The 15,105-nt window shown below is 69.5% G+C and carries 9 protein-coding genes and 3 pseudogenes; 6 read left to right on the plus strand and 6 right to left on the minus strand.

Annotation, left to right across the window (positions count from 1 at the left end):
- Positions 1-131 precede the first annotated feature (131 nt).
- Positions 132-2,539 (plus strand): annotated as a pseudogene (locus tag DA06_RS07805) (sodium-translocating pyrophosphatase).
- A gap of 72 nt (positions 2,540-2,611) precedes the next feature.
- On the opposite strand, the gene DA06_RS07810 reads toward DA06_RS07805, so the two are convergent.
- A complete protein-coding gene (locus tag DA06_RS07810) occupies positions 2,612-4,240 on the minus strand; it encodes a phytase (protein ID WP_052436500.1) in 1,629 nt (542 codons plus the stop codon).
- Between the two features lie 193 nt (positions 4,241-4,433).
- On the opposite strand from DA06_RS07810, the gene DA06_RS07815 reads away from it, so the two are divergent.
- The 5 genes and pseudogenes from DA06_RS07815 (at position 4,434) to DA06_RS07835 (ending at position 9,404) form a co-directional block, all read left to right on the plus strand.
- The gene (locus DA06_RS07815; RefSeq protein WP_052436501.1) at positions 4,434-5,237 is read left to right on the plus strand and encodes a histidine phosphatase family protein; all 804 of its coding nucleotides are present in this window, start codon (positions 4,434-4,436) and stop codon (positions 5,235-5,237) included.
- A 94-nt stretch (positions 5,238-5,331) separates the two neighbouring features.
- Positions 5,332-5,769 (plus strand): sulfurtransferase, encoded by a 438-nt coding sequence (locus DA06_RS07820; RefSeq protein WP_418607325.1) that lies wholly within the window; start codon positions 5,332-5,334, stop codon positions 5,767-5,769.
- 204 nt (positions 5,770-5,973) lie between these two features.
- Positions 5,974-6,669: a succinate dehydrogenase cytochrome b subunit gene (locus DA06_RS07825; RefSeq protein WP_418607326.1), complete on the plus strand. Its 696-nt coding sequence runs from the start codon at positions 5,974-5,976 to the stop codon at positions 6,667-6,669.
- 11 nt (positions 6,670-6,680) lie between these two features.
- Positions 6,681-8,664 (plus strand): annotated as a pseudogene (locus DA06_RS07830) (fumarate reductase/succinate dehydrogenase flavoprotein subunit).
- Positions 8,661-9,404 (plus strand): succinate dehydrogenase/fumarate reductase iron-sulfur subunit, encoded by a 744-nt coding sequence (locus tag DA06_RS07835; RefSeq protein WP_043498867.1) that lies wholly within the window; start codon positions 8,661-8,663, stop codon positions 9,402-9,404. Before DA06_RS07830 ends, DA06_RS07835 begins: the two are co-directional and overlap by 4 nt.
- On the opposite strand, the gene DA06_RS07840 is transcribed toward DA06_RS07835, so the two are convergent.
- From DA06_RS07840 to DA06_RS07860, 5 genes and pseudogenes are all read right to left on the minus strand, one after another.
- The gene (locus DA06_RS07840; RefSeq protein ID WP_418607917.1) at positions 9,380-9,694 is read right to left on the minus strand and encodes a Na+/H+ antiporter NhaA; all 315 of its coding nucleotides are present in this window, start codon (positions 9,692-9,694) and stop codon (positions 9,380-9,382) included. The genes DA06_RS07835 and DA06_RS07840 overlap by 25 nt on opposite strands.
- A 16-nt stretch (positions 9,695-9,710) precedes the next feature.
- Positions 9,711-10,769, minus strand: a pseudogene (gene nhaA, locus DA06_RS07845) (Na+/H+ antiporter NhaA); the annotation flags it as partial.
- Positions 10,770-10,778: 9 nt separating this feature from the next.
- A complete protein-coding gene (locus DA06_RS07850) occupies positions 10,779-11,546 on the minus strand; it encodes a hypothetical protein (RefSeq protein ID WP_418607328.1) in 768 nt (255 codons plus the stop codon).
- A gap of 1,149 nt (positions 11,547-12,695) precedes the next feature.
- Positions 12,696-13,802 carry a hypothetical protein gene (locus tag DA06_RS07855; protein ID WP_418607330.1) on the minus strand — a complete coding sequence of 369 codons (1,107 nt, stop codon included), beginning with the start codon at positions 13,800-13,802 and terminating at the stop codon, positions 12,696-12,698.
- A gap of 18 nt (positions 13,803-13,820) precedes the next feature.
- Positions 13,821-14,582 carry an ATP-binding protein gene (locus DA06_RS07860; protein ID WP_418607331.1) on the minus strand — a complete coding sequence of 254 codons (762 nt, stop codon included), beginning with the start codon at positions 14,580-14,582 and terminating at the stop codon, positions 13,821-13,823.
- Between the last annotated feature and the right edge of the window lie 523 nt (positions 14,583-15,105).

The raw sequence follows: 15,105 nt of genomic DNA on the forward strand, positions 1-15,105 counted from the left end.
ACGCCGGCGGACACGCACCGGCCGCTGCGGCGGAACTTGCCGCGTCGCGGCGAGGCACCGGTAGGCTCGCCCGGGTAACAGCCATCGGCGACGGCGTCGTCGCAGGTGGGAAGCGCTGCCGAGGAGGGCGGATGCTGGATCTGGGGGCCACGAGCCTGGCCATCGTCGGGATCATCGCGGGAGTCGCGATCGTCTCGCTCGTCATCGCGGTGCTGCTGCGCCGCCAGGTGCTCGCCGCGGACGCGGGGACGCCACGGATGCGGGAGATCGCGGGCGCGATCGAGGAGGGCGCGCAGGCCTACCTCAGGCGCCAGTTCCGCACGCTGGGAATCTTCGCGGTGGTCGTCTTCGGCCTCCTGTTCCTGCTGCCCGCCGAGCCGGAGATCAAGGTGGGGCGGGCGATCGCCTTCCTGTTCGGCGCGGGCTTCTCCGCCAGCATCGGCTACCTCGGCATGTCGCTCGCCGTGCGCGCGAACGTGCGGGTCGCCGCGGCGGCGACCCGTTCCGGCGGCCGCTCCGAGGGGGCGCGGATCGCCTTCCGCACCGGCGGCGTCGTCGGCATGGCGGTGGTCGGCCTCGGCCTGCTCGGCGCCGCCGGCGTCGTGATCTTCTACCGTGCCGACGCCCCAGCGGTGCTGGAGGGCTTCGGCTTCGGCGCCGCGCTGCTGGCCATGTTCATGCGCGTCGGCGGCGGGATCTTCACCAAGGCGGCCGACGTCGGGGCGGACCTGGTCGGCAAGGTCGAGCAGGGCATCCCCGAGGACGACCCGCGCAACGCCGCCACCATCGCCGACAACGTCGGCGACAACGTCGGCGACTGCGCCGGCATGGCCGCGGACCTGTTCGAGTCCTACGCCGTCATGCTCGTGGCCTCCCTGATCCTCGGCAAGGCCGCCATGGGCGAGCAGGGCCTCATCCTCCCGCTGATCGTCACCGCGATCGGCGCCCTGGTCGCCCTGCTCGGCGTCGTGATCACGCGGGTGCGGGGCGAGGAGTCCGGCCTCACGGCGATCTACCGCGGCTTCTACGTCTCCGCCGTCGTCGGGGTGGTCCTGGCCGCGATCGCCGCCTTCGTCTACCTCCCGTCCACCTTCGGCGCGATCGCCGGCGTCAGCGAGGAGCTGGCCGGCCACGGTGGCGACCCGCGGCTCATGGTGACGGCCGCCGTCATCATCGGCGTGGTCCTGGCCGGCGTCATCCTCTGGCTCACCGGCTACTTCACGGGAACCACGTCCCGGCCCACGGTGCACGTGGCGTCCACCTCGCGTACCGGCGCGGCGACCGTGGTCCTCTCGGGCATCGGCGTCGGCTTCCAGTCCGCCGTGTACACGGCCGGCATCATCGCGGCCGCCATCTGCGGCGCGTTCCTCATCGCGGGCGGCAGCATCGGTCTCTCGCTGTTCCTCATCGCGCTCGCCGGCTGCGGTCTGCTGACCACCGTCGGCGTCATCGTCGCCATGGACACGTTCGGCCCGGTCAGCGACAACGCGCAGGGCATCGCGGAGATGTCCGGCGAGGTCGACGAGGCGGGCGCGCAGGTGCTCACCGACCTCGACGCGTCGGCAACACCACCAAGGCCATCACCAAGGGCATCGCGATCGCGACGGCGGTCCTGGCCGCGACGGCCCTGTTCGGCTCCTACGCCGACGCGGTGCGCGTGGCGCTCGCCGAGATCGAGGAGGCGGGCCGGCAGATGGCCGACGGCATCGTCGGCGCGATGGTCAGCTACGAGATCATCTCCCCGATCACCCTGGTGGGCGTGATCCTCGGCGGCGCGACCGTGTTCCTCTTCTCCGGCCTGGCCATCGACGCCGTCACCCGCGCGGCCGGGGCCATCGTCTTCGAGGTCCGCCGCCAGTTCCGCGAGCTGCCCGGCATCATGACGGGTCAGACCCGCCCCGAGTACGGCCGCGTGGTCGACATCTGCACCCGGGACTCCCTGCGCGAGCTCGCCACTCCCGGCCTGCTGGCCGCCTTCGCGCCGATCGCGGTCGGCTTCGGCCTCGGCGTCGGCCCGCTCGCCGGGTTCCTCGCGGGGGCCATCGGCGCCGGTGTCCTCATGGCCGTGTTCCTCGCCAACTCGGGCGGCTCGTGGGACAACGCCAAGAAGATCGTCGAGGACGGGCACTACGGGGGCAAGGGCTCGGAGGCCCACGCCGCCGTCGTCATCGGCGACACCGTCGGCGACCCGTTCAAGGACACCGCCGGCCCGGCGATCAACCCGCTCATCAAGGTGATGAACCTCGTCTCCCTGCTCATCGCGCCCGCCGTGGTGCAGTTCAGCGTGCCGGCCGACGCCAACCACGCGGTCCGCATCGGTATCGCGCTGGTCGCAGCGGTCATCGCGCTGGGGGCAGTCCTCGCCTCCCGCCGCCGGGCCGGACGCGCGGACACGGCCGAGGACATCGACAACACGATCGCCACCCGCCCGCACGTGACGGAGGACCTGGACCAGGTGGCCCCGGAGCCCAGGGTGGGGACGCAGCGCGGCACCACCTCCGGAAGCACCGGAGCGTCCGAGCCGGCCGAGCGCCGCTGAGGGCTCCCGCCCGACGGAGAAGGCCCGCCAGGTGCGGGCCTTCTCCCGTGCGCCCGGCCAGTGACGGGAGGCTCAGCGGAGCCGGCGCAGGCCCAGCGTGTCGGAGCCGTCGCCGTTCCAGTCGCCGACGTAGACCTCGTCGCCCGGGCGGCCGTAGTGGACCACTCGGTCGGCGGGGCCGCCGGCGACGGTGTTCTTCAGGTGGTAGACGTTGCCGCGCCGCACCGCGAGGGTGTCGTCACCGTCGCCGTCCCAGTCGCCGACGAGCACCTGGTCCCGGGCGCGGCCGTAGGGGACGACGCGGTCGGCGGGGCCGCCGGTGACGGTGTTCTTCAGGTGGTAGACGTTGCCGCGCCGCACCGCCAGGGTGTCCCTGCCGTCCCCGTCCCAGTCCCCGACGAGGACCGACTCCCCGGGCCGGCCGTACGCGAACACGCGCTCCGCAGGGCCCCCGCGCAGCTCGTCGGTCACGTGGAAGACGTTGCCGCGCCGCACCATGATCGTGTCCGCGCCGTCGCCGTCCCAGTCCCCGATCAGCACCGGGTCGGTGAGCCTGCCGTACCGGAACACGTGGTTGGCGACGGGGCCCCACGAGTCGTTGAGGAAGAAGCCCGTCACCCGGGCGCCCCCGGAACCCGGGTGGAGCGGTCCGAGAGCCTTCCGGGCGTCGACGTACTTGAAGTTCGAGGCCGTGCCGCCCGTGTTGTCCTCGTCGTGCACCACGACGAGGCCGCCGGGGAACTGCGGACCCAGGTTCTCGAGCGTGGCGGCCTGGCCGTCCGTGCGGGTCGCGCCGTCGACCGTTCCGGAGGCGGTCACGGTGTACGCGCGACGGTGGGCGTGCGGCGGGACGAGGTCGTACACGTGGTAGGTGCTGTCTCCCTGCGAGGAGACCAGGAGGTAGGAGGGGCCACCGCCGGCGCCGCGGGCGACCGTCACGCCCTCCACGTCCGCCTGCAGGTTGGGACCGGAGACGACGTCGATCGTGGTGCGGGACGCCGAGGCCGTGGGATCCGCGCCGTAGCTGAAGAGGCCGAGGTCCTCCTCCGCGAGGAAGAGCCGCCGTGCCCTGTCGTCGACCGCGCACCCCTCCGCCTGGGACCCGGTGCTCAGGTCGCGCACCTTCGTCCCGGTGACCGAGGCGCCCGAGAGGCTGAGCCGGTACTGGTCGAACTGGCCCGAGGCGTCGGTGGCCTGCGTGGCGAAGGCGTACAGCGTGCCGTCCGGGCTGGCGTAGAGGCACGTGCCGTACGGCTCGAACCCGAGCGGGGTGCGGCCCGCGGGCGAGAGGGTCCGGGTGCGCGGGTCGAGGAAGAAGTACGCCAGGGCGTCGTTGGTGCGGTCGCTGGCGACCACCAGCGTCCGCCCGCCCAGGACCCCGGAGCGCAGGTCCGTGTTGTTCGTCTCGCCCGTCTGGAGGAACTGAAGCTGGTTGCCGGCGAGGTCGTAGACGGCCAGCCCGCCCCGGTCGGGGTCCTTGCTGGATCCGACGACGACGGAGCGGGCGGGGGCGCCGCGGTCGACCCAGATCGCGGGGTCGTCGGCGATGTCGTCCGAGCCTGCCGGGAAGTCCTGCGTCTCGTCGGCCGCCGGGACCGCGACCGCCGCGACGGCGGGCGCGCTCGCCCCCAGCGCGCCGAGCGCGCCGAACGCGACGAGGAGCACGAGCGAGGACGCCAGGGCCGAGTAGCGGTGGGTCATGGGGGGAGGCCTTCCGGGTCGGCAGCGGTGGATGGCTGGGTGGTGACCCCGGCCACCGTCGTCGGTGATCCCCCGGGACTGGCCACGCTACAGCGAGCCGGCCGTGTCCGCGGTGGAACTGCCGGTGCCGTTCGGCCGGTGCACCGCCGCGCCTCCGCGCGCGCGGGAGGGCGCCGGAACCTACCTTGCGCTCATGGGTGTCACCGAGATCGTCCTCGTCCGCCACGGCGAGAGCGCCGCCAACGTCGCAGCGTCCCGCGCCGAGGCCGCGGGCGCCGAGATCATCGACGTGCCGGCGCGCGACGCCGACGTCGAGCTCTCGCCCGCGGGCCGTGAGCAGGCGGCGGCGCTGGGCTCCTGGCTGCGGAACCTGCCCGGCGACCGGCGCCCGGAGGCCGTGTGGTCCTCCCCGTACCGCCGCGCGCTGGACACCGCCCGCACCGCGCTGCGCGTGGCGGACGTCGAGGTGCCGCTGCGCGTGGACGAGCGCCTCCGCGACCGTGACCTCGGCATCACCGACACCCTGACCACCGCCGGCGTGCAGGCCCGTCATCCGGAGGAGGCTCAGCGCCGCCAGTGGCTGGGCAAGTTCTACCACCGCCCGCCCGGCGGGGAGTCGTGGGCCGACGTCGCGCTGCGCGTGCGCAGCTTCCTCGCGGACCTCGACCGCCAGACCCGGCACGAACGGGTCCTTCTCACCTGCCACGACGTCGTCGTCCTCGTCTTCCGGTACGTGTGCGAGGAGCTCGACGAGGCCCGCATCCTCGAGATCGGGCGCACCGACGGCGTCCGGAACGCCGCCGTGACCCGGCTCGTGCGCGAGGGCGAGGGGTGGCGCCTCGCCGACTACAACCTGGACGCCCACCTCGAACGGGAGCACGCGCCGCGCACCGACGAGCCGAGCGCGGTGCAGGAGAACGTCGACGCCGGGCGCGACGCGGTGCGCGGCGACGGCTCGCCCGACGGCGAGACCAGCGCCGTGCGGGAGGTCCGGTGAGCACGCCGGGCTGGAGGACGTCCGCATCCTCGACGGAGCGCTCGCCGCGTGGCGGGGCGCCGGCGGGACGCTGGAGACGGGCGACGTCGACCCCGTGCCGGGCGACGTGGTGCTGCCGCTGGCCGCCGGCACCGCGGGTCCCGGGATGCCCACCACGGACGCCGACGGCGCGGCCGCCTGGCCGGGCGACGGGGTGCTCCTCGACGCGCGGGCGCCGGAACGCTACCGCGGCGAGGTCGAGCCCGTGGATCCGCGTGCCGGCCACGTGCCCGGCGCCCGCAGCGCCCCCACGACGGCGAACCTCGGGCCCGGCGGCGCGTTCCTGCCCGAGACGGAGATGCGCCGTCGTCTCGAGCAGGTGGGTGCGGGGGAGGGAGCCGCCGTCGCGGTCTACTGCGGCTCCGGCGTGACCGCCGCGCACGAGATCGCGGCGCTGGCGAGCATCGGCGTCGCCGCGACGCTGTACCCCGGCTCGTGGTCCCAGTGGTCCGCCGACCCGGCGCGGCCCGCCGCGACCGGCGACCGGCCCTAAGCCCGGCCGCCCTCCTGGACCCGCCGGGCCGGAACCTGCCGGGCGGCAGTCCCGTTCCCCGCCTCGCGTGTGACGTCAGCCACACGCGGCGGAACTGACGGGCCGTCATTTCCGCAGGTGGACCGGGCGCCCCGCGGTGCGCGGCCCCTATGTGCGCGGGGCCGTGAACGGACGGGGAGCCCGCACTCGGTACGATCAGGACTCATGGTCACGTCCACAGTGCCGACGACGCCGCGCCGCGCCAGATACACCACCGTCGCCCTGAAGTGGGCCATGGCTATCTCCGGCATCCTCTTCGTCCTCTTCGTCCTCCTCCACATGTACGGCAACCTCAAGGCCTTCTCCGGCCAGGAGGCCTTCGACGGCTACGCCCACAGCCTGCGCACGCTGCTGTACCCGTACCTTCCCCACGAGGGCTTCCTGTGGATCCAGCGAGTGGTGCTGCTGGTTGCCGTCGTGGTGCACGTGGTGGCGGCCGTCGTGCTGTGGCGGCGGGCCCGCGCCGCGCGGCCGCAGCGGTACGTCGTCTCCCGGCGGACCGCCCAGACCTACTCGGCGCGCACGGTGCGGTGGGGCGGCCTCATCCTGCTCGCCTTCATCGTCTTCCACCTGCTGCAGTTCACGACCCTCACCGTCAACGTCGGCGGCACGTTCGACAGCCCGTACGAGCGGCTCGTGGCCGCCTTCCAGCACTGGTGGCTGTACCTCGTCTACCTCGTCGCGATCGTGCTGCTCACCATGCACGTGCGGCACGGCGTGTGGAGCGCCCTGCAGACGCTGGGCGCCTCGGACCGCAGCCGCCAGCGGGCGATCAACCTCCTCGCGTACGTCGTCGCGGCGGCCCTGCTGATCGGGTTCATGGCCCCGCCCACCGCCATCCTGCTCGGCTTCGTGAACTGAGGACTGAACTGATGACTTCCACCATCGAGAGCACCGACCTCGTCGCCGGCCTGTACCGCGAGGGCGCGAACATCGCCGACACGAAGGCGCCGGCCGGCCCGCTGCAGAACCGCTGGGAGCAGCGCAAGTTCTCCGCCCGCCTGGTCAACCCGGCCAACCGCCGCAAGATGCACATCATCATCGTCGGCACCGGGCTCGCCGGCTCCTCGGCCGCGGCCACCCTGGGCGAGGCGGGCTACAACGTCAGCACGTTCTTCTACCAGGACTCCCCGCGGCGCGCGCACTCCATCGCCGCGCAGGGCGGGATCAACGCCGCGAAGAACTACAAGAACGACAACGACTCCGTCTACCGGCTGTTCTACGACACGGTCAAGGGCGGGGACTTCCGCTCCCGCGAGTCCAACGTCTACCGCCTGGCCGAGGTCAGCGCGAACATCATCGACCAGGCCGTCGCCCAGGGCGTGCCGTTCGCCCGCGAGTACGGCGGCCTCCTCGACAACCGTTCCTTCGGCGGCGTCCAGGTCTCCCGCACCTTCTACGCCCGCGGGCAGACCGGCCAGCAGCTGCTCATCGGTGCGTACCAGGCCCTCGAGCGACAGGTGGCCGCCGGCACGGTGAAGACGTACGCGCGGCACGAGATGCTCGAGCTCGTCGTCGTCGACGGGCGGGCGCGCGGGATCATCGTCCGCGACATGGTCACCGGGGAGATCGAGACCCACATGGCCGACGTCGTCGTGCTCGCCACCGGCGGCTACGGCAACGTCTTCTTCCTCTCCACCAACGCGATGGGGTCGAACGTCACCGCCACCTGGCGGGCCCACCGCAAGGGTGCCTACTTCGGCAACCCCTGCTACACGCAGATCCACCCCACGTGCATCCCGGTCGGCGAGTACCAGTCGAAGCTGACGCTCATGTCCGAGTCGCTCCGCAACGACGGACGCATCTGGGTGCCGAAGCGCCCTGAGGACTGCACCAAGGACCCGCGGCAGATCCCCGAGGAGGACCGCGACTACTACCTCGAGCGCATCTACCCCCGCCTTCGGCAACCTCGTCCCGCGCGACATCGCCTCGCGTGCGGCCAAGTACGTGTGCGACGAGGGGCGCGGCGTCGGCCCGGAGGTCGAGGGCGTGCGCCGCGGCGTGTACCTGGACTTCTCCGAGGCGGTCCGGCGCATGGGCAGCGGGGCCGTGTCCTCGAAGTACGGCAACCTCTTCGACATGTACCAGCGCATCACCGGCGAGGACCCGTACGAGGTCCCGATGCGCATCTACCCGGCCGTGCACTACACGATGGGCGGGCTGTGGGTGGACTACGACCTCCAGTCGTCCATCCCCGGGCTGTTCGTGACCGGCGAGGCGAACTTCTCCGACCACGGCGCCAACCGGCTCGGTGCGTCCGCGCTGATGCAGGGACTGTCGGACGGGTACTTCGTGCTGCCCAACACGATCAACGACTACCTGGCGGACGCGCCGTTCGAGAAGATCCCGGACGACCACCCCGCCGTCGTCGAGGCGCGGGAGTCCGTGCGTTCCCGCATCCACCACCTGCTCAGCACCAACGGCTCCCGCTCGGTCGACTCCTTCCACAAGGAGCTCGGGCACATCATGTGGGAGTACTGCGGCATGGAGCGCACCGAGGAGGGCCTGCAGAAGGCGATCGGTCTCATCCGGGCGCTGCGCGAGGAGTTCTGGCGCGAGGTCAAGGTCCTCGGCGAGGCCGACGAGCTGAACCAGGCGCTCGAGCGCGCCGGCCGCGTGGCGGACTTCATCGAGCTGGGCGAGCTGATGTGCATCGACGCCCTGCACCGCCGGGAGTCCTGCGGCGGGCACTTCCGTGCCGAGTCGCAGACCGAGGACGGCGAGGCCCTGCGTCACGACGACGAGTTCGCCTACGTCGCCGCGTGGGAGTGGGGCGGGACCGACGGGGCGCCGGTCCTGCACAAGGAAGAGCTGAACTACGAGTACGTCGAGATGAAGCAGCGGAGCTACAAGTGAAGATCACCCTCAAAGTCATGCGCCAGGCCGGCCCGCACGCCGAGCCGCGCCTGGTGGCCTACGAGCTTCTGGGTGTCACGGAGGACATGTCGTTCCTGGAGATGCTCGACGTCCTCAACGAGGAGCTCACCGCGCGCGGCGAGGACCCCGTGGCGTTCGACTCGGACTGCCGCGAGGGCATCTGCGGCATGTGCGGCATCATGATCAACGGCCAGGCCCACGGCCCGGAGCGCACCACCACGTGCCAGCTGCACATGCGCTCGTTCAAGGACGGCGACACGATCACCCTCGAGCCGTGGCGCGCCAGCGCGTTCCCGGTCATCAAGGACCTCGTCGTCGACCGTTCCGCCTTCGACCGCATCATCCAGGCCGGCGGGTACATCTCCGTCAACACCGGTGCGGCCCCTGACGCGCACGCCACCCCGGTGCCCAAGGAGAACGCGGACCGCGCGTTCGAGGCCGCCGCCTGCATCGGCTGCGGGGCCTGCGTGGCCGCGTGCCCGAACGCGTCCTCGATGCTGTTCACCGCCGCGAAGGTCACCCACCTCGGCCTGCTGCCCCAGGGCCAGCCCGAGCGCGAGGCCCGCGTGGTCAACATGCTCCAGCAGCAGGACGCCGAGGGCTTCGGCGGGTGCACCAACATCGGCGAGTGCGCTGCGGTGTGCCCGAAGGAGATCCCGCTCGACGTCATCAGCACCCTCAACGCCGACCTCGGTCACGCGCTGGTGCGCAACCGGTAGAACCGTCGCACCTGCTCAGGCCCCCGGTCCTCCGACCGGGGGCCTGAGCCGTTCCCGGGGCACCCCGGCCCACCGCCCGCGACCGGTCCGGCCCGCCCGTTGTGCACCGAGCGCTCGTCGACACCGCGAGCGCGTTTGGCCGGCCACCCGCGCCCGCGGTTCGTCTCGAACGCGAGGTGGATGATCAGCAGCGCCACGGTGAACCCGATGCCGGACAGCGCGGCGCCGCCGAGGAGTCTGCCCGGGCCCGACGCCCTGCGGGAGCTGTCCCGCCCCGAGCCGGGCGCCACCGAGGGTGAAGCTGCCGATGCCGGCGAACTTGCCCACCACGAGCCCGACCACCACCGCCCACGTCAGCGGGGACGCGAGGGCGTCGGCCAGCACGCCTCCACGCAGGTCGACCCCGGCGTTGGCGAGGGCGAAGATCGGCACGATGACGTAGCTCGTCCAGGGGTGCAGCACGAGCTGGAGACGTTCGTTGACGGACACCGCGCGGGTGAGCGCCTCCTGCGCGGAGCGGCCCACCTCGGGCATCGGCGACTGCCGGAAGGCGCGGACCCGCTTGGCCGCGCCCTCGACGTCGTGCCGGCGCGGCAGGAAGGCGGGGATGAGCAGGCCGGCCAGCATGCCTGCGATGGAGGCGTGCAGCCCCGAGGCGAGGGTGGCGACCCAGACGACGACGGCGATCCACACGTACGCCCAGGTGCGCCAGACGCCCAGGCGCCCGATCACCACCAGTGCCAGGATCCCGGCGGCCGCGACGAGCACCGCGGGCAGGTGGATCTCGTCCGAGTAGACGAGGCCGATGACGCTGACGGCCACGAAGTCGTCGACGACCGTGAGGGAGAGCAGGAAGATCCGCAGCTGCGTGGGGCAGTTAGGGCCGACGAGCGCGAGCGTGCCGAGGAGGAACGCCGTGTCGGTGCCGATCACGACGCCCCAGCCGTGCGCGGCGTCGGACGGCGCGATCAGCAGGTAGAGCAGGGCGGGGACGACCATGCCGCCGACGCCGGCGAGGACGGGGAGCACCACGCGTCTTCGGTCGGTCAGCTCACCGACCGCGAGGTCGCGGCGCACCTCGAGGCCGATGACGAAAAAGAAGATGGCCATGAGGCCGTCGTTGACCCAGTGGTCGAGGTCCATCGAGAGGCCGGCGTCGCCGATCCGGACGGACGCGGTGGCGCTCCAGATGCTCTCATACGTCTCCGACCACGGGGAGTTCGCCCAGAGGAGGGCGACGACGGTCGCGCCGACGAGCAGGACCGCGCTGGCCGACTCCGTGGCGAGGAACCGTCGCAGCTGGACGGACAGCTGCCCCGAGAGCTCGCGCCGGCGGGTCTGCGTGCCTGTGGCGATCGCGGTCACCGGATCACGCTAGACACGGCCGGTCGTCACCGCTCGTCCTTTGCGCCACATCACCACCGCCGTCCCGATCAGGAAGACCGCGCCGAGCACGGCCGCCGGCTGCAGGACGAGGGCCGCCGTCGCGGAGAAGCCCGTGTAGGCGACGACGACGCTGCCCGGGAGTGCGCCGAGGCCCGCGATCACCCCGACCCAGCCGAGCCATCGCGGGAAGAGCCGTCCGAGCACCATGGCCAGGCCGAGCGTGAGCAGGGCAATGCCGTTGAGGAGCTGGAAGAACGCGCTCAGCCCCTTCTCGGTCCACCGGACGGCTTCGGCGGCGAGGAAGGCCGCCTGCCGGTCCGCCTCGGCGGCGCCGACCCAGGTGTCCACGGCGCCCTTGAGCGCGACGCCGTCGACGGCCATCTGCACCGCGAAGACCGCGGCGACGAGCACGGCGGCGAGTCCCGCGACGACGGCGGCGGCGCCGGCACCACCGACCTGCCGAGCCAGGTGGCGGCTGACCGCGACGAGGCCGATCACGATGAGCAGCGTGCGGATGAACTGGCCCATGTGGACGGCGGTCCAGGCGTCCGACCGGGCGTACTCGGCGAACGCGGCGGCCGAGTCGTTCGGGTCCGCTCGCGACGGGTGCAGCAGCCCCATGACGACCTGCAGCACGAGCCCGACAACGATCGACACCGCGCCGAGCCGGAGCAGCGAGCGGTCCTCACCCACGTCTGGCATCGCCCGCGTGGGGCGCGGCCCCACCTCACCCGGTCGTGCCTGCGCCTTGCTCATGGCAGGACCTCCCGACGGCGCGTGCCCGCGTTGACCGCGCCTGCCACCGGCAGTGTGCGCTCGCGAGGATCGTGCGTCTACGTCCGCCGGTCACACTCTGGAGATCACTGCTTCCATGATCAGGGCTGCTTACCTCGGACTGCTGGTTGGCGGCCGCCGCGGTGGGTATCTCTCGACTGAGCGATCAGGCAGCCGCACCGGTACATGCGGCGGGCTGCTCGGCGACGCGCTCGCGGCGCAACAGGGCAGCACGCTGTCGCCGACGGCACGGCAGCACGCTGTCACTGACGACGCGCGCGAAGGCCCTGATCGCGCCGCTGCAACGGGTGCTCCAGCAGGCCGCGCGGTCCTTTCACACTCCCGCGCGGACCGCCATCTCTTGGCCGCCGTAACCGAACAGGTTCACGCTAAGAACATCGACCTCACGTCGAGGGTCACCGAAGAACGCAGAGAGGCGATGGGCCACCAGAGGAAACGGCTTCTCCCGCTGACTGCCGTCCGCGCGCCAATTTGCCATCGGGACCACAAGAAAAAAGATGTTGCACGAATGGCGCTATGTGCGCTTTCCAGAAATCTTTGAGATCATGGTTGTTGGTTGTCGTACCTCCCCCGCTCGACCTCGCCGATAATCCCTCGACCGGGGGCGAAGCTGGTAGTAGAAATCTGGACGAGCACGGGTGACCAACCCGTCAGAAGGATCGATCACCACCTCCTCGGAGAAACCAAGCTCGTCCCTCAGCAGCCGCGAAACGATCGCCTGCACCGCGGCACTACCCGCACCGTGGATGTGGACTGCGTTGAGTTCTGCTGCGCTCGATGCCAGATACGACTGTAGCTGGGATGCGATCCCATCCACTACGACAAGCTCCTCCTTTTCCGCACCACTTAAGCCGGACCTAGTGAACGTTCGCCGCGCGTACATGTTCGCAGCTTCGCATCCGGGACACGTTGCAGCTAGTCGCTAACTCGGAGCCATGCCGGCACACCGCATCATCCGGGGCGGCCCCCCAACGACACGGCAGGAAGCCCCTTCACCGCGCCAAGCGTTGGGCCAGACCTGCCATTCGGTCCAATCGTTCACATATCAGCAGCAACTGCAAAAAAGGCCACGCCTGTAGAGAAGCGCGAAAACTCATGAGCGGCGTAACGTCACATGACAGGCCAGGCCCCTAGCTTTTGCAGAAGTGTCTTCAGAGCCACCACATGTATAACCGCTTCTCCTGCTGCGTCAAGAGTGGCAATATGCGTGACTCCAGCATAGGCGTCGTCACCCTCAGCCACCTCGGAAACATGCATGGTAAGGCCACCCTGCGTCCTGCTGGTCGTCGCAGCCGTCCAGCACACGAGCCATCGGATTTCTGACCACTGCTTCAATTCACGCACAATATTGGGCAGTAGATCGTGCGCCCGAAACTTGAACTCAGCAACACCCTCTCGAAGCCGGTTAGGGAGGGCGGCCGTGTTGCCCGGCAGCACTGCCTCGATCCTTTCCGAGACCGCCGCTGGATTGTAACGAAGATAGGAGTCGTAAACGTATGAACCACTGAAGAAAACGGGCTCGAACTGGGAAAGCAGCCCTTCGCCGCGCAGCTCATTGAACAGTGCGACCACATCCTGCTCTTCCATTGGCTCCGACAAATACGACAGTCGAACAGCCTCCGAGTTTATAGGGAAGGGGTTCGCGAGCCGCGACTGAGCTTTTAGGTTGGGTGCCTCGTAGTCTATCTCGCGGCCCGACGTGCTCGTCGGGATCAGGAAGGGATCAGACTGCTTGGCAACATCGTCAGCCACAGGATCCTCGAGCAGGTTTAGCAGCTCTACAATTTCTGGCGGATAATCCTTCCTGCCGAGATCAGGTTCCACGCCGTTGAAGTGCACGACTACCCATATTCTTTCAACGTTGAACCCACGATGACTGAGGCTCAAGTCTCTCTGCCATGATGAAATCATCGAATCTGTGGCTACACGAATGCTCGGCGACACGAGGCGCCTGTTCTTCGGCACATCCCAGCTGGTGGAAAGCGTGTCCTTGAAAGCCGCACTATATCCAGCGAGCGCGTAAGCTGTAACGGAGTGTTTCCGCAGGAGCCCTTCGACGTCAGCGTCGTCGATGAGGAGATCCCCTCCGGCCTTTCCCTTGAGAAGCTCGGTCAGCTTGTCGGTACTGTAAAACCGGTAACCAGCCTCGTGCTTTTTCGTAAGCCGAGTCGGGGGGAACCACTCCAGGCGACGCTGCCAGATATGAACCGACGTCAAATACTTTCACGCCCTTCTTCAGGTGAAGGTGTGGAAACGGTATGTGGACGAGAGGACTTTGCTCCGAAGGGTGCCGTCTTTCTCGCGGTAGTCAAGCTGAGAATGGAATTGCCCCTCCTCGATCCTGCCGTTCTTCGGATACACCCCGATGGCGGTCTGGGTTTCTAGAACGGTCCGCGCATACTCGACATTCGGGAAGGTTCTCGACAAGTTTCTAGGCTCGGTCTGGTCACCAACCTGGACAGTGACGACAGTCCCAGGCGCCTTGAGCTCACCTTCATCGTCAGATAGCAAGTCCAGCCGAGCGGAGGGGAACTGCGTTATTGTCGGGTCCTCCACCCATCGACGCGAGTTCTCGATCCGGACACGAAAGTGTTCAGCGTCGGTTCGCGACTCAAGCTCGAAAAAATTGAATCCATATGCGAGGAAGGTCAGCCCTACACCTTTGTGACCTCGGGACCGCCCGTTTCGGAACAGATCCGCTTTGTCCGTTACGTCGGGTGCTAGAAGACGACGGATATTGAGCTGAGATATTCCACGACCATTATCTCTGACCGACACTTTTCCCGTGGAGCAGTCTATAGTTATTCGGATTTCCCCCCGGTCGATAGCGCCCACACGGGCCGCCTCATCAACCTCGTCCACAGCATTCTGAATTGGCTCGGCGAGAAGGTCCGAGGGGTTGTTGTAGCTCCGGATGATGTTACGGACCCGCTGCTTAATCGCAGTGGCGATAAGGCCCGGATCGGCAGCACCCAGCGGGTCGAACGTCTCGCTCACGAATTATCCCCAGACGTCAGTCATCTTCCAGCAGCTACCCGTTGTCACCCCGGTGCCCTGGTTGGTCGTCGTAACTCTAGACGCTGGCGACGCGTCGTCCGAGTCATCGGTGGACAATTGAGGAGTGGCGCCTCTGCTCGGACGCCTCTAGATGCGCTGGTGCATGAAGGCTGATCTAGTCTTGGGTTGCGCTCGGGTCATGGCTTGTAACTACGCCAAATCGCTCACTATTCGGCGCCCGATGTTCAGCTCTCTTTTACTCGGCTCGACGCGCACTCGAAGGTAGCCGAGAGTTCGGGTAAGTGGCCGACTAGGGGGCGACTCGCCGAGATCGAGATACTCGCGGCCGCGCTGCCCCTGTCGGCCGTAAGGTTTCGGACGGCTAGCGCCTGTAGCCGACGAGCTAGGTCACCGAGACGCCGGGACCGCTGGGCGACGCCTTCTTCGAGCTGGGGCCGTCCGACCACTAGTCGGAGTCCCGTAGGCCGGTCAGCGCGTTGTCCCGGCGAATCGTACCGGCGGG

This window comes from Georgenia sp. SUBG003 (assembly GCF_000715355.2).
Taxonomy (GTDB): domain Bacteria; phylum Actinomycetota; class Actinomycetes; order Actinomycetales; family Actinomycetaceae; genus Georgenia.

Excerpts from the sequence above, each read along its gene's own strand:
- DA06_RS07810 (WP_052436500.1), bottom strand. The coding sequence starts at position 4,240 with ATGACCCACCGCTACTCGGCCCTGGCGTCCTCGCTCGTGCTCCTCGTC.
- DA06_RS07815 (WP_052436501.1), top strand. The coding sequence starts at position 4,434 with ATGGGTGTCACCGAGATCGTCCTCGTCCGCCACGGCGAGAGCGCCGCC.
- DA06_RS07825 (WP_418607326.1), top strand. The coding sequence starts at position 5,974 with ATGGTCACGTCCACAGTGCCGACGACGCCGCGCCGCGCCAGATACACC.
- DA06_RS07850 (WP_418607328.1), bottom strand. The coding sequence starts at position 11,546 with ATGAGCAAGGCGCAGGCACGACCGGGTGAGGTGGGGCCGCGCCCCACG.